At 48.4% G+C, this 23,137-nt stretch carries 24 protein-coding genes; 11 read left to right on the top strand and 13 right to left on the bottom strand.

The features are described from left to right. Nucleotides 1-78: 78 nt before the first annotated feature. From L985_RS13680 to L985_RS13690, 3 genes are all read right to left on the bottom strand, one after another. Nucleotides 79-927: a DegV family protein gene (locus L985_RS13680; protein ID WP_047393177.1), complete on the bottom strand. Its 849-nt coding sequence runs from the start codon at nt 925-927 to the stop codon at nt 79-81. Nucleotides 928-1,061: 134 nt separating this feature from the next. Next, the gene (locus L985_RS13685; RefSeq protein WP_029342537.1) at nt 1,062-1,754 is read right to left on the bottom strand and encodes a response regulator; all 693 of its coding nucleotides are present in this window, start codon (nt 1,752-1,754) and stop codon (nt 1,062-1,064) included. Further along, nucleotides 1,751-2,923: a sensor histidine kinase gene (locus L985_RS13690; protein WP_029342538.1), complete on the bottom strand. Its 1,173-nt coding sequence runs from the start codon at nt 2,921-2,923 to the stop codon at nt 1,751-1,753. The genes L985_RS13685 and L985_RS13690 overlap by 4 nt, the downstream gene beginning before the upstream one ends. A 99-nt stretch (nt 2,924-3,022) precedes the next feature. On the opposite strand from L985_RS13690, the gene L985_RS13695 reads away from it, so the two are divergent. From L985_RS13695 to L985_RS13705, 3 genes are all read left to right on the top strand, one after another. Further along, entirely contained in the window at nt 3,023-3,664 is a 642-nt protein-coding gene (locus L985_RS13695; protein ID WP_047393173.1) for a YigZ family protein, read from the top strand. Nucleotides 3,665-3,799: 135 nt separating this feature from the next. Continuing rightward, a complete protein-coding gene (locus L985_RS13700) occupies nt 3,800-4,765 on the top strand; it encodes an LCP family protein (protein WP_235609837.1) in 966 nt (321 codons plus the stop codon). Then, nucleotides 4,740-5,156, top strand: coding sequence for a GNAT family N-acetyltransferase (locus tag L985_RS13705; RefSeq protein ID WP_047393166.1), 417 nt, complete (start codon nt 4,740-4,742; stop codon nt 5,154-5,156). Before L985_RS13700 ends, L985_RS13705 begins: the two co-directional genes overlap by 26 nt. 56 nt (nt 5,157-5,212) lie before the next feature. On the opposite strand, the gene chrA is transcribed toward L985_RS13705, so the two are convergent. The 4 genes from chrA to L985_RS13725 form a co-directional block, all read right to left on the bottom strand. Continuing rightward, complete coding sequence (gene chrA, locus L985_RS13710; protein WP_047393163.1) at nt 5,213-6,364, bottom strand: chromate efflux transporter; 1,152 nt, start codon at nt 6,362-6,364, stop codon at nt 5,213-5,215. A gap of 52 nt (nt 6,365-6,416) precedes the next feature. Beyond that, nucleotides 6,417-7,520 (bottom strand): DUF418 domain-containing protein, encoded by a 1,104-nt coding sequence (locus tag L985_RS13715; protein ID WP_047393160.1) that lies wholly within the window; start codon nt 7,518-7,520, stop codon nt 6,417-6,419. Nucleotides 7,521-7,582: 62 nt separating this feature from the next. Then, on the bottom strand, nt 7,583-8,626 hold the full coding sequence (locus L985_RS13720) for a glycosyltransferase family 4 protein (protein ID WP_029342543.1): 1,044 nt from the start codon (nt 8,624-8,626) through the stop codon (nt 7,583-7,585). A gap of 59 nt (nt 8,627-8,685) precedes the next feature. Then, the gene (locus tag L985_RS13725) at nt 8,686-9,087 is read right to left on the bottom strand and encodes a Rok-like winged helix domain-containing protein (protein ID WP_029342544.1); all 402 of its coding nucleotides are present in this window, start codon (nt 9,085-9,087) and stop codon (nt 8,686-8,688) included. Nucleotides 9,088-9,380: 293 nt separating this feature from the next. Here L985_RS13725 and L985_RS13730 point away from each other — a divergent pair, with 293 nt between their 5' ends. Then, on the top strand, nt 9,381-10,865 hold the full coding sequence (locus L985_RS13730; protein WP_029342545.1) for an N-acetylmuramoyl-L-alanine amidase family protein: 1,485 nt from the start codon (nt 9,381-9,383) through the stop codon (nt 10,863-10,865). A gap of 93 nt (nt 10,866-10,958) precedes the next feature. Here L985_RS13730 and pgmB read toward each other — a convergent pair whose 3' ends face one another. Then, a complete protein-coding gene (pgmB, locus tag L985_RS13735; RefSeq protein WP_029342546.1) occupies nt 10,959-11,630 on the bottom strand; it encodes a beta-phosphoglucomutase in 672 nt (223 codons plus the stop codon). A 279-nt stretch (nt 11,631-11,909) separates the two neighbouring features. Between pgmB and secA2 the strand changes: the two genes are divergently transcribed. Both secA2 and L985_RS13745 read left to right on the top strand, forming a co-directional pair. Next, nucleotides 11,910-14,273, top strand: coding sequence for an accessory Sec system translocase SecA2 (gene secA2 / locus L985_RS13740; protein WP_071908829.1), 2,364 nt, complete (start codon nt 11,910-11,912; stop codon nt 14,271-14,273). After that, nucleotides 14,257-15,018, top strand: a complete 762-nt coding sequence (locus L985_RS13745; RefSeq protein WP_047393149.1) for an SLAP domain-containing protein — start codon at nt 14,257-14,259, stop codon at nt 15,016-15,018. Before secA2 ends, L985_RS13745 begins: the two co-directional genes overlap by 17 nt. Before the next feature lie 38 nt (nt 15,019-15,056). Here the strand turns inward: L985_RS13745 and L985_RS13750 are convergent, their stop codons facing one another. Together L985_RS13750 and L985_RS13755 are read right to left on the bottom strand one after the other, a co-directional pair. Further along, entirely contained in the window at nt 15,057-15,389 is a 333-nt protein-coding gene (locus tag L985_RS13750) for an Asp23/Gls24 family envelope stress response protein (RefSeq protein ID WP_029342549.1), read from the bottom strand. 57 nt (nt 15,390-15,446) lie between these two features. Beyond that, on the bottom strand, nt 15,447-16,508 hold the full coding sequence (locus L985_RS13755; RefSeq protein WP_047393145.1) for an acyltransferase family protein: 1,062 nt from the start codon (nt 16,506-16,508) through the stop codon (nt 15,447-15,449). Nucleotides 16,509-16,550: 42 nt separating this feature from the next. Here L985_RS13755 and L985_RS13760 point away from each other — a divergent pair, with 42 nt between their 5' ends. Further along, nucleotides 16,551-17,291, top strand: coding sequence for an SGNH/GDSL hydrolase family protein (locus L985_RS13760; RefSeq protein WP_047393140.1), 741 nt, complete (start codon nt 16,551-16,553; stop codon nt 17,289-17,291). A 333-nt stretch (nt 17,292-17,624) separates the two neighbouring features. Then, complete coding sequence (locus tag L985_RS13765; protein ID WP_047393138.1) at nt 17,625-18,092, top strand: hypothetical protein; 468 nt, start codon at nt 17,625-17,627, stop codon at nt 18,090-18,092. A 59-nt stretch (nt 18,093-18,151) separates the two neighbouring features. Here the strand turns inward: L985_RS13765 and L985_RS13770 are convergent, their stop codons facing one another. Continuing rightward, nucleotides 18,152-18,748 carry an alpha/beta hydrolase gene (locus tag L985_RS13770; protein ID WP_047393135.1) on the bottom strand — a complete coding sequence of 199 codons (597 nt, stop codon included), beginning with the start codon at nt 18,746-18,748 and terminating at the stop codon, nt 18,152-18,154. Further along, complete coding sequence (locus L985_RS13775; protein WP_047393131.1) at nt 18,745-19,683, bottom strand: VOC family protein; 939 nt, start codon at nt 19,681-19,683, stop codon at nt 18,745-18,747. Before L985_RS13775 ends, L985_RS13770 begins: the two co-directional genes overlap by 4 nt. Before the next feature lie 178 nt (nt 19,684-19,861). Between L985_RS13775 and L985_RS13780 the strand changes: the two genes are divergently transcribed. The 3 genes from L985_RS13780 to L985_RS13790 all read left to right on the top strand — a co-directional run bounded on the left by L985_RS13780 (nt 19,862) and on the right by L985_RS13790 (nt 22,439). After that, nucleotides 19,862-20,755, top strand: coding sequence for an ABC transporter ATP-binding protein (locus tag L985_RS13780; protein WP_047393127.1), 894 nt, complete (start codon nt 19,862-19,864; stop codon nt 20,753-20,755). Continuing rightward, entirely contained in the window at nt 20,745-21,944 is a 1,200-nt protein-coding gene (locus L985_RS13785; protein WP_047393124.1) for an ABC transporter permease, read from the top strand. The genes L985_RS13780 and L985_RS13785 overlap by 11 nt, the downstream gene beginning before the upstream one ends. 66 nt (nt 21,945-22,010) lie before the next feature. Next, entirely contained in the window at nt 22,011-22,439 is a 429-nt protein-coding gene (locus L985_RS13790; protein ID WP_029342557.1) for a hypothetical protein, read from the top strand. A 48-nt stretch (nt 22,440-22,487) separates the two neighbouring features. Here L985_RS13790 and L985_RS13795 read toward each other — a convergent pair whose 3' ends face one another. Then, nucleotides 22,488-23,117: a helix-turn-helix domain-containing protein gene (locus L985_RS13795; protein WP_029342558.1), complete on the bottom strand. Its 630-nt coding sequence runs from the start codon at nt 23,115-23,117 to the stop codon at nt 22,488-22,490. Nucleotides 23,118-23,137 lie beyond the last annotated feature (20 nt).

Genomic DNA, 23,137 nt, shown 5'->3' on the forward strand with positions numbered 1-23,137 from the left:
ATGATTTTTGAGGATTTTGACAAAACAAAAGCAGCAGGTATCCTCATGAAGAGAATTCCTACTGCTTCCGCTCCTATCTTATTCTGCTGCGTGATACCATGTGACACCGATTGCCCCTGGTCCGAGGTGTGTACCGATGACGGGTCCAAAGACACTCATCTCGATGCGTGCCTGCGGGAAAAGTGCCTTCAGTTCAGCAATCTCTGCCTCTGCTTTCGCAGAATCCTCGGCATGGATGACACCGATGACATAACCTGTACCATCACCGCGGATATCTTCCTTCATCATTTCCTCAATCCGATTGACTGCCCGCTTAAACGTTCTAATCTTTTCAAACGGAACGATTTTTCCATCAACGAAATGAAGGACCGGCTTGATTTTCAGGAACGAGCCGACGAATGCCTGCGCGACACTCAAACGTCCTCCGCGCTGGAGGTGTTCGAGATCGTCGACGACGAAATACGCACGAATCTGTTCCTTTAATGTCTCAAGACGCTGGACGATCGTCTCTGCCGTCGCTCCTGCATCTCGCAAACGAACGGCTTCTTGGACGAGAAACGCTTGCGGCATACAGGAAATACGTGAATCGACTGGATGGACGTTGACATGATCCACCATCATGTTGATCGTATGTAACGCTTGGTACGTTCCGCTGATCCCACTTGATAGTGTAATACCGATGATATCTGTTCCTTCTGGCAACTGCTCGAACGACGACACGAGATCACCGATGTTCGGTTGTGAGGTCGTCGGGAGACTGCCCGTCTGGATGCGTTCATAAAATTCAGCTACTGAGATATCAAACCCTTCCCGGTAGGCGTCACCGTCGAAGATGACACTAAGTGGTGCGACGTGCACTTGATGTTCTTCACAATAGGTAGTTGGCAGATAGGCTGTGCTATCCGTTAAGATCACAATCTGGCTCATCCGTGAATTTCCTCGCTTTTATAGTTCCGTCGTGACGCTGCCAAATGTGACACGCCACAATCGCTTTTAAGTGTAGCATTTTTTACTGGATAAAAAAAGAAAGACGGAAGCGAGAGCTCCTGTCTTTCGAGATATTAAACGACGACCCATCCACGACGGATTGATTCGACGACAGCACCGGTCCGGTCCGGCACATTCATCTTCCGGAGGATCGATGAAACGTGGTTCTTGACCGTCTTTTCACTGATGTATAACGTATCACTGATCGCACGGTTCGAGAAACCGTCCGCTAACAATTGCAAGACTTCACATTCGCGACGCGTCAAGACGTGGAGTGGTGCTTCCGCGACTCGTTTTTCAACAGGTTGTGACGCCATCGTTTGTTTCATCTTCATCAAACGACGATATTCCTGCAATAAGTTCGGTGTGACTTTCGGGTGGACATATCCGCCTTCGCGGTACACGGAACGAATCGCATTGACGAGTTCGTCCGTTGCCATTTCCTTTAAGAGGTAACCGACTGCACCGGCACCAAGGGCGTGCATGACATACGTCTCATCATCATGAATCGATAAGATGATGACACGCACATCCGGATAGACTTCCATCAGACGTTTTGTTGCTTCAACACCGTTGACTTGCGGCATGTTGATATCCATTAAGACGATATCCGGTTGATGGGTTTCGACGAGCGAGATGACTTCCGCTCCGCTTTCCCCTTCCGCTACGACGACGAACTCTTCTTCGAAATCAAGAATTCGTTTAACGCCTTCGCGGAATAACTGATGATCGTCGACGATGACTACTTTCACTTGCTCGTTGTTCACAGTGTTTCCCCTCTCGCTTCGGATTCCTCGATTGGAATCTTGACCTTGATGACCGTACCTTTTCCGGGCTGCGTCTCGATATCGAATTCACCATCGATCAATTCGATCCGTTCACGCATACCAACGAGTCCGAATGACTCGTCGCATGATGCGACGATGGAATCGAAATCAAATCCAACGCCATTATCCTTCACGTGGATTCGTACGGAATGTTGATATTGTTCTATGATAATACGAATGTCACTCGCTTTGGAATGCTTTACTGCATTTTGGACGGCTTCTTGAACGATTCGGAAGACGGCAACTTCATACGTCGAATCGATCCGTTCACCACCTCCCAGATAATTGAAGTGAACCGGAATATTCGAAATTTCTTGAATATGACGAAGATAGCGTTCAAGCGTCGGAACAAATCCGAGATCGTCAAGCGTCATCGGACGTAAATCGTATATGATGCGACGGATATCGGCAAGTCCATCCCGAATCAACGTCCGCAAACGGTGAATCTCTTCAAAAGCTGCCTCTGCCCCATTGTGCTGGTGAATCTTTTCAATCAAATCCGCCCGGATCAAGACGTGGGCGAGCGTCTGCGCCGGACCATCATGCATGTCGCGCGATAGCCGGCGCCTTTCATTTTCGGCGGACTGGAAGACTTTTAAGCCCATCTCTTGTTTTTGCATCGCCTTTTCATATTTTTCATTCATCATCTGCATATCGTCCGTCAAGAAGTTCAAGACGACCGAGACGCGTCCAATCAATTGATCTGCTCGTTCAATCGTCTCATCGAGCTGAATCAGTCGGCGTTCGAGCTCATCGCGACGCTTTCGGCAATTCATCTCGTCTCGTTGATTGATGAACGATTCGAGTTGCAACGCGTTCGCTGTCTCATAGGCCGACCGGACATCCTGTTCCGAGTAGCTGTCGAAGTTCTTACTGACGACGACGAGTCGCGCCTTCGCATCCTTGATATGGCGTTCGAGTCGTTCTGCTTCTTTTATATAGTCGTGTACCCGAATCTTCAGGTCACGCAGTTCTTGCTGAATTTCGGCATATTGTTCGCGAGAACTTTCCGTGATCCGGACGATTTCTTCCCGACTCTCTTCTACGACGCCGATGATGTTCTGTACGATATCATTCAAGGATAGCCGCTCCCTCATCTCATTCGTCATGGTACTCCCTCCATTCCTTGCCAGTCGTCTACGGTTGTCTCTCTCTTGGAACGTCGTTATGCTAGAAAGAACTAGTTAACGAGGAGGACATTTTTGATTATGACATTATCTAATTATTATACAGTAAAAGAAAACGGTTTCCACGAAATCATTATCCAAAAGTCACGATTCATCACTTATTTAGCTCGCGCAACGACGGAAGAACAAGCCCAGGCGTTCATTTCCGAGTTGAAAAAAAAACATCACGATGCGAACCATAACTGCTCCGCCTATGTCATCGGTGAGCGTAATGAGATCCAAAAAGCGAATGATGACGGTGAACCAAGTGGAACGGCCGGTGTCCCGATGCTTGAAGTATTGAAGAAGCGCGACTTGCGTGATACGGTCGTCGTTGTGACACGATATTTCGGCGGTATTAAGCTCGGTGGTGGTGGATTGATTCGCGCGTATGGTTCGAGTGTCTCTGAAGCACTGAACGCAGTCGGTGTCGTCGAACGGATCGAACATACCGTTGTTTCCGTCAACGTCGACTACACATGGCTTGGAAAGCTCGAGAACGAACTACGGGCGAGCGTCCATCCGATTGATCAGATTCATTACCTCGATCAAGTCCAGATCGACGTCCTCGTCAAGACAGCCGATGTCCCTGATTTTCTCGACTGGATGACGAACATGACGAACGGTCAAGCTGATTTGTCAAGCGGCTCTACGCGCTACCTCGAACGTGACATTATTTCCTGACCTGCTATACTGATTGTAAAGAAATTTAAAGTTTTTTTAAAATTCAGTTAATGTTAGGAGTTAATAAAAGTGGAAGAGCGAACCCGAAGTAATAAAAAAAAGATAAAGAAAAAACGTTCGTGGTTTAAAGTGTTCGTGATCAGTTTTCTTGTCGTGCTTGTGGGTGGAGGTGCAACCTTCGCTTACGTTGCATATAAAACGTTCCAGACCGCAAACGACTCAAACGTTGATTTAGCGCGCGGTGACAAGTCCGAGAAACGAGAAGCAGCCATTGATTTGACGAAAGATCACTTTTCCGTTCTGCTCGTCGGAACGGATGAACGACCTGGTGACACCTCATCGCGTGCTGATACGATGATCGTCGCGACATTCAACAAGTACGATCAAACTGTGGATATGGTCAGCATTCCCCGCGATTCACTCGTCGAGATTCCTTCTGTCGGTTACGAGGATAAAATCAATCACTCTTATGCCTTTGGTGGCATCGATTCAACGATTGAAACGGTCGAGACGTTGCTCGATATTCCAATCGATTATTATGCATCGATCAACTTCAATGGTGTCGTCGCGATCGTCGACGCATTAGGCGGCATCGATGTCGACGTTAAGTTACCGATCGATACACTCGACTCGTCCGATAAGCGCAATGGCGTTAAATTGGAACCGGGACAACAAACGTTGAACGGCGAAGAAGCACTCGCTTATGCTCGAATGCGTTATCAAGATCCTGAAGGAGATATCGGACGGACAAAACGTCAACAACAGATTGTCGAAGCCATCGTTGATCAGTCGACATCGTTCGGTTCAATCACCAAACTAAACACACTAATGGATGCTACTGGAGACAACTTCAAAACGAACATGTCGTTGACAGAAGCGTTCCAACTGCAACCGTTCATCAAAAAAATCGGTTCCATCAACCGGATTGATTTAAAAGGTACCGATGCGAAAATCAATGGCGCTTATTATTACCAGCTCGATCCAACATCACTGGCTGACGCGAAGACGACATTGAAGGAACAACTTAATTTGCCAATCGATGAAACGACAGACAGCATCACGTCGGAGGCTGCAGATGATTCGTTCACTCCAAGCAACTGATCATGCGTCACTACTGGAAGTACAACGTCGCGCTTATCAGATAGAAGCCGCATTACTCGACGCTACTGATTTCCCGCCATTATGCGAAACGATCGATGAGATCGACGTTGAAGCGCCGATCGGTTTCGTTTACGTCATTGATGACGACATTGTAGGTGCTGTCACGATTGCTGACGGGACGATCACGCGACTCGTCGTGGATCCGGCATACTTCCGTCAAGGAATCGCACAATCTTTGCTACGACACGTGTTCGAACACAGTCTCGCCAAACACGTCATGACCGGTGCACGTAATCTGCCAGCGCTTTCGCTTTACAATCGTTTCGGCTTTTCAGAAGTCCGGCGCGAGTGGCGTAGTGGAATCAAACTTGTCTTTTTGATGCGAACCTGACTTTTAGGAACAACAAAGAAGCAGTAGACACCGGGTCTACTGCTTCTTTGTGTCGTTTAGAAGAAAAGGAATCCGAGAGCGGCTCCGATTAACACAATTCGTAACGGCGACTGTTTATAAAAACGAAGTAAACAGAACAAACCGAAGGCAATCAAGAAATCAAGACCACTCTTGATGCTTGATGTAAAGATCGGATCGTAGAGAGCAGCAAGTAGGATACCGACGACAGCGGCATTGACACCAATCAATATTCGTCCGACCGATTGATTCTTTCGAATACGATCCCAGTACGGTAAAACACCGATGACGAGTAGGAATCCTGGTAGGAAGATGGCAAGCGTCGCAAGAATCCCTCCAGAAATACCAGAGACGACCGTACCGAGATACGTCGCAAACGTGAAGAGTGGACCCGGTACCGCTTGTGCTGCGGCATAACCGGCAAGGAACGTATCCGTATTCATCAATCCAGGTACAAGTGTTTGCTCAAGGAATGGCAAGACGACATGTCCACCACCAAAGACGAGAGCACCTGCACTGTACATGATACTCGTCAGCTGGACGGTTCCCGTCGCAGATTGCGCGAGAAATGGTGTGACGGCGAGTAAGACGAAGAATAAGACGAGTGCCGTGATACTAAGTAGGCGTGGTACGCGAATTGACAGGGATCCACCCGTCTCCGTCTCTTCTTTGAACCAGAAGAACGCAAAAAGACCTGCGAGCAACAAGACACCGACTTGCGCCAGTGGATGTGCGATCAACAGTACCCCTGCTAGCGCTAGTAGCATCAACGTCATCCGTTTGACGCCTGTCGCAAGTTTCATTCCCATGCCAAGGACGGCGTCAGCAACGATCGCGACAGCGACGAGTTTCAAGCCATGAATGAATCCGGCTTCCGCGACATCGAATTGTGTCGCAAGAATCGCGAATAGAATCAAAACGATACTCGACGGTAACGTGAAGCCGACGAAGGAAATAATTGCCCCTGCTACTCCTCCACGGATCAAACCAATTCCCATTCCGACCTGACTCGAAGCGGGACCCGGGAGGAATTGACAGAGCGCAACTAAGTCAGCATACGCTTTCTCATCAATCCATTTTTTCCGTTTGACATATTCTTCATAAAAATACCCAAGATGGGCGACCGGACCTCCGAACGACGTTAGTCCGAGCTTGAACGATACAAGAAAGATTTCGATTAGACGATTCATGCTTCACCTCCATCCTTCATTCTACACAAAAAATGTTAAGTTCCTGTGAACTTCAACGGTTTTTCTTACCATAAGTCCCTTTTCGCCACAATTTCTCCATGGGACCTTGTGGATGAGACTGGAGATATCTGTTTGATGTAACCCCTTGTAAGATCAAAAGCAGGAAAACGAGTAACAATCCTTGCCATAACGGTATCGTTCCATGTTGTCCACTGAAGAAGACAAATACGGTAAAGACGAGTGTATGCATCAAATAATTCGTCAATGCCATCCGCCCCAGTCCAGCAAACCATTGCATACGTCCAGCACGAACGAGTAACGCTACGGCACAAGCATAGGTGATCGCAAGCGTGCGCCCTGAGAGCCAAACGTAAAATAGATTGATTGATCCGTCCGGTACGTCAGCATGCGCTTGTATGATTCCAGCGAATGATGGAAGTGTCAGTAATAAGCTAATGCCAAGCGTCCACCACAGGAAACGATTCGTCGGGGGCGTTGCACTGAAGCGTTCCATCAAATAGGCTCCGATCAAGAACAGTGATAGAATTTCTGGCCAAATGACACCGGAATTCATGAGGGCTTCCGGCAATTGAACTGTCGCATGATGCGCTAAAAATCCGAGGAGATCGCGCGATGCGACGAACGACTGAAGTGTCTTATCCAGCTCGACGACGGGAGCGTCGCCGAGTTGACGAGCCCCAAAGAAAATAAGTAGATAGAGCAAAATGGCATAGATTTGAAATGCTATCGCAAACAAGAGCTTCGTGATTGGCTTTGTTTTAGCGAACAATAACAAAATGAAGCCCGTCAACGCATACGTATGTAAGATATCGCCCTGCCAGACAAGCAGGTGCAAAAGACCAATGATGAGCAGAATTCCGAGCCGCCTTGCGAAGATCGTCATCGGTAGACCACGTTGTCGTAACCGGTTGATGAACAGGTAAAAACCGGCTCCAAATAGAACACTAAACAGGGTATAGAATTTCGTCTGGATGAAGAGATCGAAAATGAGACGAATCGATTGATCCATCTCCCCCATCATCGCATTCGGTCGATCACCGAGAAAACTCGGCATGTTGACGAATAAAATCCCGCATAGTGCAAAACCACGTAACACATCCAAATAGACGATGCGTTGATTCAATGATTGATTCATTCCAACACTCCCTTTCTGAAAAAAGACCGCTCACACGGATGAGCGGTCTTTTTTGATATACGTTATTTCGATGTAAAACGTTCCAACAAATTCAACAATGGTCGATAGCGTTCACCAAGCAAACCGAGTGACTCGACAAGAATGTCAAGAACGAGCAACAGCATGACGAGTGAGACGAGAGCACCAATCGAATTCGTCTGCGAGAACAGAATCGCCGTCATCCCGAAGATGGCACAGAGTCCGTAGATGACGAGCACGGCTTGGCGCATCGTAAAGCCGAGATCAAGCAACCGGTGATGCAGATGGGCCTTATCCGGCGCAAATGGTGGTTTTCCTTGCAATACCCGTCGAACAATCGCAAACAACGTGTCGGAAATCGGGATCCCAAGCAAAATAACTGGAACGGCAAGCGAGAACAGTGTCACGTTCTTGAATCCAAGAAGTGATAACACACCAAGCATATAGCCGAGGAACAAGGCACCGGTATCACCCATGAAGATTTTCGCTGGGTAGAAGTTATGAAACAGAAAACCGAACGTACTCATCAATAAGAGAATCGCGACGATCGTCACGTAGACGTTTCCTTGAATGACGGCAAGACTGATCAATGTCAACAAGACGATGCTCGAGACACCCGCTGCTAACCCGTCTAATCCATCAATCAAATTGACGGCATTCGTGATTCCGATGACCCAAAGGAACGTCAGCGGAACACTCCACCATCCAAGATATAACTGCTGATCGAACGGTAGATTGATGAACTCGATCCGAATCCCACCGTTTAGGACGATGACGGCAGCAACGATTTGCCCCATCAGCTTCAAACGGGCATTGAGTTGGAATCGATCATCCAGTGCACCGGTCAAAATAATAACGAACCCACCGACTAAAATATGCGTCGCGTACGGACTCGAAGGTTGTAAGATAAAATAACCGATCATAAAAGCGATATAGATCGCTAATCCGCCAAGTCGCGGCATGATTCGGACGTGTACTTTTCGCGCGTCCGGACTGTCAACGGCACCGACTGCAATCGCAAAGCGTTTCACGACGGGTGTGATCAGTAAGGCGGCGATAAAACAGACGATGGACGCAGTCCATAACATAGTAACATCACGCTCCTGCGCGAATTATATCATAAAAAAAAAGAGCCGACGAGCGGCTCTTACATGAAGATCGGTACTTCAGCAGCTGGATCATATGTATAGATACCGCGCCCGACTTTTTTAATGGCAGGGTTTGCCTGTTCGACTTTCGCCATCAATTGGTAGATGTTACTAATTTGGTGACGGTAACGCAATTCAAGCTCCATTTGGATGTCACGTGCTGTCATCGATTCACGCTCGCGCATCAAATCGCTGATTTGGTGCACGTAGACTTCTAGTGGATACCGCTGGTTGACACGACGTTGTTTTAACGGACGTTCATGCGTGACGGCGACTTCTTGCGAATGTTCCCCCGTTCCACGGCTTAATTCCGAGATTAAATACTCGGCACGTCGCTGTAAGCGACGGTATTCCTCTTCGATTTCCATTAGTTCGCGGTAGATGTGTTCACTGTTACCCATTCCTTGCCCCTCTTTCCTTTTTTATACATTAATGTTTCAATCGTGTTTCAGTTGTATGTATTTTGAAATATTTTAAACTATAATTTGCCTTGATAATATATAATTTCTTTAATTATTTAATTATACTGTAATATTTTCATATCCTTACCGATAAATTGGCTACACCTCATATTAACAGAAAGGAGTGAAAACGGAACATATAATTTCTACATTTAACTATTTTAATAATACTTAAGTTCTACTAATCCAATATATATCTTTCTTATTTTACCGAAAAGGAGACTGGAAATTTAATGGGCAAATTACCTAAAACACTTCGTACCGCTCTAGTACTTTCGTTGGTATCCGGTTGCTTCGCTTCTACTTCTACTGTATCGGCTGCTTCTGGTACAACCTTTACGAAAACTTCGTATCAGACGACAGATGCCTTGAATCTACGCAGTTCGAACTCGACGTCTTCTAAAAAATTGCTGACGATCCCAAAGACGACGAAAGTCACATCGAGCTATCGAAAAGGCTCTTGGTATAAGTTGTCATATAAAGGAAAGACGGGATATGTGACCGGATCTTATCTGAAAAAAATCGAGACTGGCACTTCTTTTTCGAAGACGTCTTATAAGACGACGGATGCGCTATCCTTACGTAGTGCCGCAACGACATCTTCTACTCGATTACTGACGATTCCTAAGGGAGCCGGTGTACAATCAAGTTTCAAAAGCGGGAATTGGTACAAAGTGACCTATGCAAATAAGACCGGTTATGTTTCTGGTTCGTATTTAAAGAAAGTGACTACACCAGCCAAAACGACGGTCTATACGACGACGGATCGCTTGAATTTCCGTTCGTCTCCTTCGACATCCGGAAAAGTCCTGACGACGATTCCAAGTGGAACTGCCGTCAATTCTCTCGCCGTTAAATCGAATTGGCACACGGTCCAGTACCAAGGGAAAACGGGGTATGTCATGGGAACGTACCTGAAGAAAGGGACTTCCGTTCCTGCCTCGACGACTGGAAACGTCGATTATAGTGGTTCAAAGATGTATGTGTTGATCCCGTCAGGCAATAGTGTCGCGCTTCGTGCGAGTGCGTCGACGCTCAGTGGTCAAATCGCTCGTCTTGGACGCGGTACTCCTGTCGTCGTCACGAATTCGCGTCATCAAACAAAAGGCTTCGTCGCCGTCCGGACAGCAAGTGGTCAAAGCGGTTATGTCGATGCGACGTATCTGACGTTGTTCCAACCGGCACCATCGAATCGTCCACTTCTCGTCCTTGATCCGGGTCACGGCGGACACGACGCAGGTGCAGTTCGTTACGGTGTGACAGAGCGTGACATCGTCCTTGCTGTCACGAAACAAGTCGCCGAGCGCCTTGCCGGAAAAGTCGATGTGACGATGTCACGCTATACGAACGACTACTATCCGTCTCTTGGAGAGCGGAGTGCCCTTGCGAACAGTCATGCAACGACTGCTTTCGTCAGTGTCCACATCAATGCTTCAACGAGTACGCAAGCATACGGAGCAGAGACCTTCTACTATAAAGGCGCCTCTTCGATCAACCTTGCTCGTAACGTCCAACAACGCCTTGTCTCCTACGCGGGCATGCGCGACCGAAGCGTCCACTATGCAAACTACGCTGTCATTCGTGGTACGAAAGCACCGTCGATTCTAGCGGAACTCGGTTTCCTCTCGAACAGCGCGGATCGGGCGAAACTGACAAACGCATCGTATCAGTCACGTTACGCGCAAGCAATCGCAGACGGCATTCTCGCCTCACTTTAAATCAACGCCATATCAAAAAGGATCGCTCAGGGAAGCGATCCTTTTTGCATACACATAACTTTCAAGGAATGTCCTTCACCATCAGGGAATGGTTCAGACAAGGGAGCGACTAGCGAGGATTTGCTCAAGGGATAGCAAATCTGTCGAATCGACACGATAGTCTGCCTCATGGAGCGCCGACTCCGGTCCAACTCCGACGGCATACATGCCGGCAGCGTGGATGGCAGTGATGCCAGCTGTCGCATCTTCTACACCGATGCAACGGCTCGGTTCGACGTCGAGTGCTTCTGCAGCACGGAGAAACACTTCAGGGTGTGGTTTCGATTGTGCAACGGTCGCAGCGTCTACGATGTCATCGAAATAGTGTCGGACCTTTAGTGCCTCGACGACCATCAGCGCATTTTTAGAGGCGGACGCCATTCCGATCTTCAGCCCAGCGTTTCGGATTTCATCGAGGAATGCAGTGATTCCAGGAAGAAGATCCTGTTCAGAAATATGTTGGATCAATGTGACGTAGTGTTCGTTTTTCTTCGCAGCAAGTGCTAGCTTCTCTTCCTCCGAAAAAGCGTTCTGTTTTCCACCAAGCGCAAGGATACGCTCGAGTGAATCCATCCGGCTGACACCTTTTAATGTCTCATTGAATTCCCGGTCGAACGGGATATCCAAATCCTCTCCAAGTTGTTTCCACGCTAAGTAATGATACTCTGCTGTATCGGTAATTACGCCGTCTAAATCAAAAATGACCGCTTCGATCGTTGGTGCCATCCGACATCCATCCTTTCTTCCATCGTCCATGAAAGGCAAGAAATCGAATGACTTTGCGCAAACGATTGCACTTGCCTTATGAATAATTTTACTGGTTCTTCCGAATCTTTGCAAGCGTTATCAAATATTTCTTATTTTCTATTTTTAAGCACGAAACACGTTAATTTTGATAACGCTTTCAATTTTAAGGAAATGTTTTACTTATTTCGTTCTTTACTATTCGTTTTACATTTTTTAACTGCTATAATGAATCTCATAGCATATGAGGGAGTGACGAAGATGTTTCAACGTGTTAAACAGTTGTTGAATGATCAAAGTCGAAGAATTCATCGTTATGAAAAAATCGTAACGACGATCAATAGCCTAGAACGAGAAATGGAACAAACATCCGATCAAGCGTTACGTGAATTGACCGCCTCATTACGTGAGCGGCTACAAACTGGGGAACGAATCGATGCGATCACACCAATGGCATTCGCCCTTGTCCGAGAAGCGAGTAAACGAACGCTCGGCTTACGGCATTACGATGTGCAGCTCATGGGCGGTCTGGCGTTACTTGAAGGACAAATCGCCGAGATGGCGACCGGTGAAGGAAAGACGCTCGTTGCTTCACTAGCGAGCTTCACTCAGGCGCTTCACGGAAAAGGTGTCCACGTCATTACCGTCAATGAGTATCTGGCACAACGCGATGCGGAGCAAATCGGTCAGATTCACCGATTTTTAGGGTTGCAGGTCGGAATCAATTCAGCTGAAGCTACGTTTGAGGAAAAACGGATCGCCTACGCAGCAGACATTACATACGGTGTCGGGACTGAATTCGGGTTCGATTACCTGCGCGATCATCTGATCATGGAGCCGACGGAACGTCTACAACGTCCGCTTCATTTCGCCTTGATCGACGAAGTCGATAGCATTTTAATCGATGAAGCGAAAACACCACTCATCATGGCGGAACGAGACAGTGTCCACGAAGGGTTACAGCAACTCGTCCGTCATGTCGTCCAGACGTTCGAAGACGAGCGGGATTATACGTTCGACGAAGAGATTAAAGCGGTCGCCTTGACTGATCAGGGGATTGAGACGATCGAGGAGGCGTTTGCGATTGATCATCTGTTTGCAGCTGAGCACTCCGTCCTTTTCCATTACGTCATTCAAGCCTTACGTGCTCATGTCGTCCTCAAACGAGATGTCGACTATATCGTTAAGGATCAAAAAATCGCACTCGTCGATCTCTTTACTGGTCGTCTGATGGAAGGACGAAGTCTATCCGATGGGTTACATCAGGCACTTGAGGCAAAAGAAGGTGTCCCGGTCACGGAAGAGAACCGGACGACAGCACAAATCACGATTCAGCACTACTTCCGTCTCTATCATCAGGTAGCAGGAATGACGGGTACAGCGGCGACGTCACGAGAAGAGTTCCAAAAGACGTACGGGATGGATGTCGTGACGATTCCATCGAACCGTCCGAAAATCCGGATCGATGCGGAGGACGTCATCTTTGCGACGCGTGACGAAAAATTAGAAGCGATCGCGCTTGCGACAAAATCGGCACACGTCACGGGACGACCCGTTCTGATCGGTACTTCGTCGATTGAACAGTCCTTGCGCGTTGCGAAGACACTCGATGCACACAAACTCACCTACGAGATCCTGAACGCAAAAACCGTCGATCAGGAAGTCCGGATCATCGCCGCCGCTGGACAAGCTGGCCGAATCACGATCGCAACGAACATGGCAGGTCGCGGAACGGATATTTTACTCGATGAAACGGCACAACAACAAGGCGGCTTGTTCGTCATCGGAACCGAACGTCATGAATCGATCCGAATTGATAACCAACTCCGTGGTCGGGCAGGTCGTCAAGGCGATCCCGGATTAACACAATTTTATCTCTCACTCGAAGATGAACTGCCACGTCGTTTCGCACGTGACCGTCTCGCACGCGTGCAACAAAAAGTACGGGATGCTTCCGGTCCACTTGCTTCACGTGACGTCAGGGATCTATTGCAGTTCGCTCAGTCGACGTGTGAATCCGTTAATCGGAGTGTTCGGGATGAACTCGTCCAGCTCGAAGAAGTCATCAGTGAACAACGGCAAGCAATCTATCATCTCCGCAACAGAATCGTTGATGCGACGTCACTCGAAGACATCGTCCAACCGTTTGCCGGACGTGTCTTGCCGTCGATCATCGACCAAACACTTTCTGACGATCTCGTCCCGGAAGAATGGCCGCTGGCTCTCGTCACGACAGAACTCGAGCAACTGTTGCATCAACCGGTCACGTTGGAACGACTGGAAACGATCGACGAGATGAAACGCCAACTTGAGCCGCTGATTGCTGACACCGAAGCCTTACTCGTTGCCCATGTTGCGGCTGAAAAAGAGACCGTCAAACGCTTCATCCTCCTTGCACTGGATGAGCAATGGACGCGCCACTTAACAGCCATGAACAGCTTAAAAGAAGGAATCCACCTCCGGAGTTACGGACAAGAGCAACCAGTGCGCATCTTTGAGCGGGAAGGCATGGATTACTTCGAATATGCCATTGCGAGTTTCGAAAAGCAGGTCCTTTCTGGTATCTGCCGCGCCGAACAGACACACGATAGCGAAGGAGAACTGCATCATGCACACGTCGAATGAAGTGTTCCGTCCCCCGCTCTATTTCACGGAGGACATGCCGATCGTCAAGGAAGACGAATACGTCTTTCGTCACGTCGCAAAACAACTACCTGAGTTACAAGTCAATCAGATGGCAATCCATCTGTTTCAAGTCTTATCGCGTCGCCCGCTTCACGTCATCGCCTTGTTCCAAAACACGTTGGACCGATCGTTTCATCTGAATGATCTTGTCGTCCTTGCCTTATCCGGCGACGAACTCGTTGCTCGTAAAGTACTCAGTATCGAAGAAGTCCCGGTCATCCTTCCTATGGCGACGCTACCGCTTTGGTTGACGTTCGAAGAAGACGACTGTTTCGTTGATCTCGAACAGTTGACGGAGCCGTTGCAACTCGTCTTCTCAAGCGAGACGCTGACGGAGCTCTTCTTCGAAGATGACTTCACGGAATCGGAACGACGCATCATCCGTCAAGTCGCTTATTCGCACTTGACACCTCCAGCAGATGGCTGGTCGTTATTACCGGTCTCGATTATGCGCGAGCCGGATACTGTGACGGCGACTGTCCTCGTCCGTAATGCGAGCGATCAGACACTGACGCTCGAGGCGCTCACGTTTGAATTAATGGATGACGAGACGCCACTCGCAGACGGCACCCATCCTGGACTGTCGTTACCCGCTCATAGCCAACATGCGATTCGTCTCCGTTTCGCCTGCACCGCAACAGATGTTCCGGCATTCGGTCTCCGTTATCTTCCTCCCTCTTCCTAAAAAAACGTCTCGGCACACAAGATGCCGAGACGTTTTGCTTATCCTTTTAAGAGTCCGATGACGCGGACGTTGATTGCTTTTGGTTGGAACGCGAGCATGTTTTCCATGTCTTGTGCGATCCGTTCTTGGACTTTTCCAGCTGTCTTGATGATCGACATGCCGTATTTAATATGCACGGACAGACTAACCGTGATATCGCCGCCGACATCTTCGACTTTCACGAGTTTGACCATCTGTTTTTCCTGCAGTTTCGAATCATCTGCTGTAAAGGCGATGCCTTCCGTTTCTTGAACGGCTACCCCTGCGATGACCTCGATGACTTGTTGCGAGACGTTCACGACACCGTCCGCATTATTTAAATTATATGACATACCTTCCACGCCCTTCGTCTAGTAATCCATCTATCTTAAAGTGTAATGCATTCCGCCTTATTTTGAAAGGTCTACCCGTTTCTCGACGATCGGACGAATGTCGATCTCAATCAAAGGACGGAGGACACGGACGACGAGCGGGTGTATGATGATACCAACGATCAACAAGGCGACGCCAATCATGATCAGTAAGGCGAGCCACGGTTGCGGTACGAATGCATCCGTCACGTATTGACGCCACGCCATGACGAAGAAGACATGGAGTAGATAAACGTAGAGACTGAGTTCCCCAGCGCGTGTGATGAGCGGGAGGCGACGCATCGGAACCAACATCATGAAACCGAGCGAGGCCGCGATCGACAAGAGATAGATGACGCTATGCTTGAGTACACCAATCCATGTATCGCTGTCATACTGTTCAGCGTACGGGAAACGATGCTTGAAGGCATTCGCGAAATCGACGATCTCTTGCGGTGTGTCACGCCACGCCTCGAACAATAAGAAGCCCATGACGGCAGCAAACGTCACACCACCGATCAAGCGGACGTTCATCCGGCGCTTGAAGTTCTTCGGCATCTCGAAGATGCGGATGAATTCGTGTTCCGATAGATAGTTCCCGAGTAAGAAATAGGGATAGAACATGATCAGCTTCCGAAGTGCCAAGAATCCCGTATTTTCGAGTTCGAATCCATACAGCAAGGCGAAGGCAAGACCAAACCAGACGTATCCACGCAAGTGAACGACATACGGCGTCACGATGTACCAGACGACCATGACGAACAGATACCAAAGTGCCCAGTAGGGACGTAGTAGATGCATACCGATGTTTTCACCAGAAAAGAGTGGCAATCCTTCCCCAATCGTCGCCCACGATCCAATTAAGATTTGCCAGACGCAGTAGACGGCAAATAGTTGGATGACACGTAAATACTTGTTTTCGCGGAAGAAATAACCGCTTAAAATAATGAATAATGGCATATGAAACGAGTAAATCAACAGATAAACCGTCTCGAGTAGCTTTCCGTCATAATCAAACCGTAAATCCGTCAGCATGTGACCGATGACGACAAAAATGACAAGAAAACCTTTGATATTATCAAACCACGGATTCCGATTCATGTTACACTACCCCTTATACTCCCTCGAAAGGAACGAATGTTTATGAAAAAGACACTCTTGATTCTATCTGTCGTCTTGAACGTCGTTCTCCTTGCATTGTTACTGGGACGTAAACCGCTCGAACTATTCGAAAGCGTCTTACCTGCAACGAGTACGACTCCAGTCACGACCTTCCAATACGATAAGAATCCAAACTATGTCCGTCTGAATAGTCTATTCCATACTTATCAATACCCAAAATCTGCGAATGCTGTCATGTTAGGCGACTCGATGACGAATTTTGCCGATTGGCGTATCTTGATGAAGGATCCGACGATCGTGAATTTCGGGATTCCTGGTGATACGACAGAAGGCTTTTTGACTCGCCTCGACTTGACCATTGAGATGAAACCAAAACGCGTTTTCTTGATGGGCGGTATCAATGATATTCGTCACTATACACCGATTCCGCAAATCACTGAGAACATGACGACGATCGTGACGACACTTCGAAAAAATAACATCGACGTCGTCATTCAGTCAACCGTTCCTGTCGCACCGAAATATTCGGACTCCGTCCGAATCAACCGGGACGTCGAAGCATTGAATCGGAATTTACAAAACCTCGCTCAATCCGTGGAAGTACCATTCGTTGATCTGCGACCTGTCTTGACGAATAAACAGGGGTACCTACAAAATCGGATGACGTACGACGGACTCCACCTCGTCGGTGGCGGTTACCTGCGCTGGAGTGATGCGCTGAAACCCTATGCACTCAAAACCGATTTGACAGCAAATAACTAAATCAAAAAACGGCTCATCCCGATTTCCGAGATGAGCCGTTTTTTGATTATTAATCTTCTTGGTTTTTGACACCCATGTAGGCTGCGACGCTCGATGCTGAGAAAACAGCAACGGCAACGATTCCGACAGCAATCCAAATCACTTGATCCATCATTTCTTTATATCCCCCTTTATGTAAACGCTCGCTTCTTCATTTAGCGTACACGAATTTCGTCAAGAAAGAAACACATTTTCCATGTCTAATGACTAGACGATTCGGGAAAAAGTAACTATAGTAGAAGGACAACTACAAATTGTCAGAAAATTCGATTATTTAACAAGGAGGTGTTTCTGATGGCCACTTCATTGCTTACGCCGAAAGTGACGTTACGACATCGAGGTACTCTCAACTTTGGATATTGGCTTGTCATCGGATGCATAGGATGGGTGATGCTTGCCCTCGTCACGAATGTTGGTACCGTTCTTGGTCGTCTTCCTTTATATGAAAGCATTCCCCTCGCCATCCTTGTACTTGGTCTCACGGGTGTCGTACTAAAAATGGCGCGTGACGAGTGGTGGATTCGTTATCTCGAACGTCAGACGCAGTATTATATCGGACACGAGACCGTGACCGGTTGGTGTACGACGATTGATAGCATGTGGCTGATCCGTAAGACGATGCGCCGTGAACTTCGCTTGCTCTACCGGCATCTTGCGCAGACGAAAGCATCGGAAGAAGTGAAACAGATTCTTGCACTCCAGCTCGTCGAGCGTGGTGTTCTGATCGTCTACTCCCGACCAAAAAGTGATCATCCCGCTTGAAACGAAAAGAGGACTGCCCCATCATCTTCTATGAAAGAAGCAGATGGGACAGCCCTTTTTTAGTGTTTTAACCAATCCGTTGCCGCTTCAATCGTTGGCATGACGAGTTGGTGACCGTAATTCGACCACGTGACGTCGACTGATGCACCGGCTTGCTTCAAGAGTGCTGATAACTCTTCCGTTTCCTGAGCCGGACAAATCGGGTCATTGCTTCCGGCGCCGATGAAGACGCGCACGTCCGATAAGTCAGGTAGCGTCACACCACGACGTGGTACCATCGGATGCAACAGAATCGCTTGTTTGAACAAAGCTTCTTCGAACAACATATTCGCCGCGATGTTCGCACCGTTCGAGTACCCGACTGGAATCAGACGATCGAGATCAAAACCGCGCTCCGCTGCCTGGTCACGTAAAAACTGAATTAAACGTGCTGTCCGTAAAGCGAGGTCTTCTTCATCAAAGACACCTTCTGCGAGTCGTTTGAAGAAGCGTGGCATCCCGTTTTCCGAGACTTCCCCACGGACGGACAAGTAGCCTGCTTCCGAATCGAGCAACGAGACGAGTCCAACGAGATCTTGTTCCGTTCCGCCTGTGCCATGTAAGAATAAAAAGATCGGTGCGTCTGCTGTTTTTGGTGCTTGGTATAAATGAATCATACGAGTCTCCCCTTCGGTACAGTAATAGGTGTTACATGATTTGTGATCGCCGTACGATGTGCTTCGAATTGTTCCGGTAACTTCAAGTCTTCTCCGAGCATCTCGAACTCTTCATCGATCGCGAACCCTGGATTATCGGTCGCGATTTCATGGAGGATCCGACCGCGGTCATGGAAATAGATCGATGTGAAGTAGTTGCGATCCTTCACTTCAGTCGTCAACAAACCGAACGTGTTGATGGCGTTCATCCAGTCGAGTTGTTCCTTTTGATCCGTTGCCCGCCACGCAATATGGTGAACCGTTCCAGTCCCCGGACGACCGACTGGCATTTGACCATGAACGACGTCAACGACATTCCCGAGCTCGCCTTCTGCGATGTACCGGTCAACGGTTTCCGTCCGTTTGCTGAGTGTCAGTCCGAATGTGTCTGTCAGTAATTTTGCTGTGTCTGATGGATCTCTTGACAGTAACGTCGCTCCCGCAAATCCTTTGATGGCGACATCACGTGTGATGCCGTCGATTTCATAGCGACTGCCTTGTCCCGCCTCGCGTTCGACGAGTTCAATCTGAAGACCGTGTGGATCTTCGAAGGCGATCTGTTGCTCTCCGAACCGAACCGTTTCTTCAAACAAGACGTTTTTTTCTGTCAGTCGCGCTTTCCAAAAATCTGCTGCACCGACCGGAATCGCGTAAGCTGTCGTTCCGACTTGTCCGGCACCGACCTGTCCTTTTGCCATGCCTTCAAACGGAAAGAACGTGATGATCGTTCCCGGTGCTCCAGATTCGTTACCGAAGTAGAAGTGGTACGTTCCTGGATCATCGAAGTTGACCGTTTTTTTGACGAATCGTAGCCCGAGAATCGTTCCGTAAAAATCGAGATTTTCTTGTGGATCGCCAACCATCGCTGAGATATGATGGATACCTTGCGTTTTCATATGATGCGTTCCTCCTTCAGTCGTATCTGTTAAAACAATAATAGTAACTAAAGAACAAAAAGTAAACTGATAAGCCTTCCCTCGTTCTTTTTTGGAACCTTTATCCATTTCCGACCGTAGGACACTATGTAACAATGGTACACTTGTCGTGCAACAGACGTCTTTAAAGGAGGTTCTTATGTTAGAAATCAAACACATCACGAAGCGTTTCGGCGATTTCACGGCCGTTGATGCCTTGACGATCGAGGTGCCACGAGGGCAAATTTTTGGTTTGCTTGGTGCGAACGGTGCCGGAAAAACAACGACGTTCCGGATGCTGCTCGGTCTACTGCAACCGACTGAAGGATCGATCACCTGGAATGGAGAGCGCATCCCGACTTCAAAAATCGGATACCTTCCGGAAGAACGAGGGCTGTATCCAAAAGTTCGCGTCGATGAACAGCTCTTGTTCCTTGCTGAACTTCGCGATATGAAACGGAAGGATGCGAAACGAGCCTTGACGGAATGGCTAGAGTATTTCCAAATTCCGCAGTATGAAAAAATGCGCGTCGAACAACTCTCAAAAGGAAATCAACAAAAAATCCAGTTGATCTCCGCCGTCCTACATAAACCCGAACTGCTGATTTTAGATGAGCCGTTCAGCGGACTCGATCCGGTCAACGCCGAACAGTTGAAACGTGCTGTCAAAAAGTTGACCGTCGACGGAACGACGATCGTCTTCTCGAGTCACCGGATGGACCACGTCGAAGAACTCTGCGAACATGTCGCGATCCTCGATCATGGGAAACCCGTCGTCGCCGGTTATCTTCCTGACATCAAGGCAGGATACGGAAAAACACGTGTCCTTTTGACGACAGATGCTCCGCCACTCCTATGGGATAGCTTACCAGGTGTGCTCCAGGTCGAGTCAGATAACAATGGGCATATCGTCCAAGTCTCTTCGAAAGAAACGGCTGATCAACTTCTCCAACATATCGTCAGTCAAGGACACCATGTCGATCGTTTCGTTTGGGATCAGTTATCCCTGCAGGATATCTTCATCGAGGAGGTCGGCAAACGTTATGAACCGTAAATTCCTGACTTTATATCGCTTCAATCTACTTCAAAAATTGCGTGCGAAAAGCTTTTTGATCTCGACTGTCCTGATGGTCCTGTTCCTCGTCGGCTTCGGCAATATCGAACGGATTCTCGACTGGTTTTCGGGTGACGATCCGAAAGTTGCTCTTGTCAGTGAATTGTCGACCGATCTTCGTCCAGCCTTGAAGAAGGCTGGTGTCACTTCAGACATCACGACGAAGGACTATACGGTCGCACAAGCACGAAAGGCAATCGACCGCGGTACATTCGATGCCGTGGCAATCGTTCAGGATTCGTATGACGTGACACTCGTCAGCGCTAGTCCTGAGTCTGAATTACAGACACAGGTCGCAACAGTCGTCAAACAAGTCCGTGACCAAGCCGTCATCACGGATGCTGAAATCGATCCGAACGTTCTTGCTTCGCTCGCTGAACCCGTTCCCATCAAGCAAGAATTGACGTCGACTGGCGGAAAAAGCGAGGATGAATTATTCGCTGCCTCAGCGCTCGTCTACGTGTTGCTGTTCTTGATGTACTTCACGATTGCCATCTACGGTGGAATGATCGTCACAGAAATCGCGAACGAAAAATCATCCCGTGTCATGGAGCTGCTGATCTCAGCAGCGAGTCCGATCCAACACATGCTCGCGAAGATTCTTTCGATTGCTACGGTCAGTCTCGTACAATTGTCGATTCTCGTTGGTGTCGGCTACTACAGTGCTCAAAGCAGCAGTTTATTCGATCAGTTATCACTCGATTCCCTGAGTGCCCGAACGATCATTTATCTGTTCGTTTTCTTCCTGCTCGGATACTTCCTGTACGCGACGCTCCTCGCGGCACTCGGTTCACTCGTCAGTCGGGTCGAGGATGCGCAGCAAGTGACGTTACCGGTCATCTTGTTGATCGTCGCTGCTTTCATGATTTCGATGTTTAGTCTGAATGCACCGACGAACCAAGCCGTCGTCGTCCTGTCATTCGTTCCGTTCTTTACACCGATGGTCATGTTCCTGCGCGTCATGTTGACCGATGTACCGCTATGGCAAGTGTCGATTTCGCTCATTTTGATGCTGATCAGCATCTCGCTCGCCTTATTCGTCGGAACCAAATTCTACCGGGGTGGCGTTCTGTTCTATGGATCGAATCCACTCAAACAGTTGCGCCGGATCTTAAGCGGTCGCCGGTAACAGTTTACAAGACGAATCGTTTCCGCTATCGTTAGGTGAGAAAAAGCCTTTAGGAGGAACTACGTTATGCGGTCTCGTTTTTGGGCAGCGATCCTTTTCACAGCTGCTGCCATGGTCTCGTCACTTGTCATGTTCACGAAATTCCCGCAAGCGAGTGCGACATGGGAACTCGTCCTTGCCTATGGAGGCATGGCGTTCGTCTCTAGCCTCTTTTGCTGGTCCTTCGTTGCGGTGCGCCGCCACTCTTCCCGTTTATACGGAAGCTGGGTCGGTGTCTTCATCGCCGGACTGACTGTCTTACTCGTCTGTATCGCGCGATTCGTCTTGCGTGGTGATGTGATGATGATTTTCAAATGGCAAGCGATGCTTGGTAGCTTAACTCTCAATTTCGGCTATGTCGGTTGGGTACTCGTCATTGCAAATGCGATCATTGGTTTTATCATCGGTCGGATCCGTCAAAAGACGCGTCGTCCACGCCCGATGCCACAACGTTAATAAAAAGTCGCTGTCTTCTGAACGTCAATCAGAAGACAGCGACTTTTTTTATTTTCGGTGATAACGGGAACGACTTTTCCGGTCACTGTAATCCGCATAATAGGTCGAACTGGATAAAGAGACACCGTCCGTCATGCGGTCGAGGTATTCATCCAGTTGCATCATCGATGGTAACTTATCCTCGAACAACTCATATGTCTCTTCTGCTTGATCGCGTTGCAACTCCCCTGCTTCCATCACGGCTTCGACGAGCTCATGGAAGATCCGTTGCTCGGTCGCACTCATTGTCTGCTCGATCCGTTTGACGTCCTCGTCATACATTAAATCAAACAGGCGCATCCGTTCTTCGAGCTGTTCTTCGACCCACGTCCCGTCTTGTCCGAGCGTCTGTTCATAAGCAAGCTTCATCTCTTCAAGCGGTGTATTCTGTTGCATGATGAACTTTAATGACTCTCCCGTCCAGATATGCCGTGCCAAATAACTGGCGTCGATGTTCAAGACGTCCGCCAATGCTTCGATGTAGGGTTTGGTTGGATAGACTTCGCTGAGCTCCGTCCGGCGGATGAAGTACGGTGCGACGCCGAGTCGTTCAGCCAGCTGTTCGATCGTAATCCCGGCACGCTCCCGTAAAATACGAATCCGGTCACCGTAACCCCGATATGGTGAATGGTCTAGCATACGATTCCCTCCCTTATTCC

This window comes from Exiguobacterium sp. ZWU0009 (assembly GCF_000798935.2).
GTDB lineage: Bacteria > Bacillota > Bacilli > Exiguobacteriales > Exiguobacteriaceae > Exiguobacterium_A > Exiguobacterium_A acetylicum.

What these genes read in the sequence shown, in the direction of transcription:
- L985_RS13680 (WP_047393177.1), bottom strand. Translation starts at nt 927, where the DNA reads ATGAGCCAGATTGTGATCTTAACGGATAGCACAGCCTATCTGCCAACT.
- L985_RS13690 (WP_029342538.1), bottom strand. Translation starts at nt 2,923, where the DNA reads ATGACGAATGAGATGAGGGAGCGGCTATCCTTGAATGATATCGTACAG.
- L985_RS13695 (WP_047393173.1), top strand. Translation starts at nt 3,023, where the DNA reads ATGACATTATCTAATTATTATACAGTAAAAGAAAACGGTTTCCACGAA.
- L985_RS13705 (WP_047393166.1), top strand. Translation starts at nt 4,740, where the DNA reads ATGATTCGTTCACTCCAAGCAACTGATCATGCGTCACTACTGGAAGTA.
- chrA (WP_047393163.1), bottom strand. Translation starts at nt 6,364, where the DNA reads ATGAATCGTCTAATCGAAATCTTTCTTGTATCGTTCAAGCTCGGACTA.
- L985_RS13715 (WP_047393160.1), bottom strand. Translation starts at nt 7,520, where the DNA reads ATGAATCAATCATTGAATCAACGCATCGTCTATTTGGATGTGTTACGT.
- L985_RS13720 (WP_029342543.1), bottom strand. Translation starts at nt 8,626, where the DNA reads ATGTTATGGACTGCGTCCATCGTCTGTTTTATCGCCGCCTTACTGATC.
- L985_RS13725 (WP_029342544.1), bottom strand. Translation starts at nt 9,087, where the DNA reads ATGGGTAACAGTGAACACATCTACCGCGAACTAATGGAAATCGAAGAG.
- L985_RS13730 (WP_029342545.1), top strand. Translation starts at nt 9,381, where the DNA reads ATGGGCAAATTACCTAAAACACTTCGTACCGCTCTAGTACTTTCGTTG.
- pgmB (WP_029342546.1), bottom strand. Translation starts at nt 11,630, where the DNA reads ATGGCACCAACGATCGAAGCGGTCATTTTTGATTTAGACGGCGTAATT.
- secA2 (WP_071908829.1), top strand. Translation starts at nt 11,910, where the DNA reads ATGTTTCAACGTGTTAAACAGTTGTTGAATGATCAAAGTCGAAGAATT.
- L985_RS13745 (WP_047393149.1), top strand. Translation starts at nt 14,257, where the DNA reads ATGCACACGTCGAATGAAGTGTTCCGTCCCCCGCTCTATTTCACGGAG.
- L985_RS13750 (WP_029342549.1), bottom strand. Translation starts at nt 15,389, where the DNA reads ATGTCATATAATTTAAATAATGCGGACGGTGTCGTGAACGTCTCGCAA.
- L985_RS13755 (WP_047393145.1), bottom strand. Translation starts at nt 16,508, where the DNA reads ATGAATCGGAATCCGTGGTTTGATAATATCAAAGGTTTTCTTGTCATT.
- L985_RS13760 (WP_047393140.1), top strand. Translation starts at nt 16,551, where the DNA reads ATGAAAAAGACACTCTTGATTCTATCTGTCGTCTTGAACGTCGTTCTC.
- L985_RS13765 (WP_047393138.1), top strand. Translation starts at nt 17,625, where the DNA reads ATGGCCACTTCATTGCTTACGCCGAAAGTGACGTTACGACATCGAGGT.
- L985_RS13770 (WP_047393135.1), bottom strand. Translation starts at nt 18,748, where the DNA reads ATGATTCATTTATACCAAGCACCAAAAACAGCAGACGCACCGATCTTT.
- L985_RS13775 (WP_047393131.1), bottom strand. Translation starts at nt 19,683, where the DNA reads ATGAAAACGCAAGGTATCCATCATATCTCAGCGATGGTTGGCGATCCA.
- L985_RS13780 (WP_047393127.1), top strand. Translation starts at nt 19,862, where the DNA reads ATGTTAGAAATCAAACACATCACGAAGCGTTTCGGCGATTTCACGGCC.
- L985_RS13785 (WP_047393124.1), top strand. Translation starts at nt 20,745, where the DNA reads ATGAACCGTAAATTCCTGACTTTATATCGCTTCAATCTACTTCAAAAA.
- L985_RS13790 (WP_029342557.1), top strand. Translation starts at nt 22,011, where the DNA reads ATGCGGTCTCGTTTTTGGGCAGCGATCCTTTTCACAGCTGCTGCCATG.
- L985_RS13795 (WP_029342558.1), bottom strand. Translation starts at nt 23,117, where the DNA reads ATGCTAGACCATTCACCATATCGGGGTTACGGTGACCGGATTCGTATT.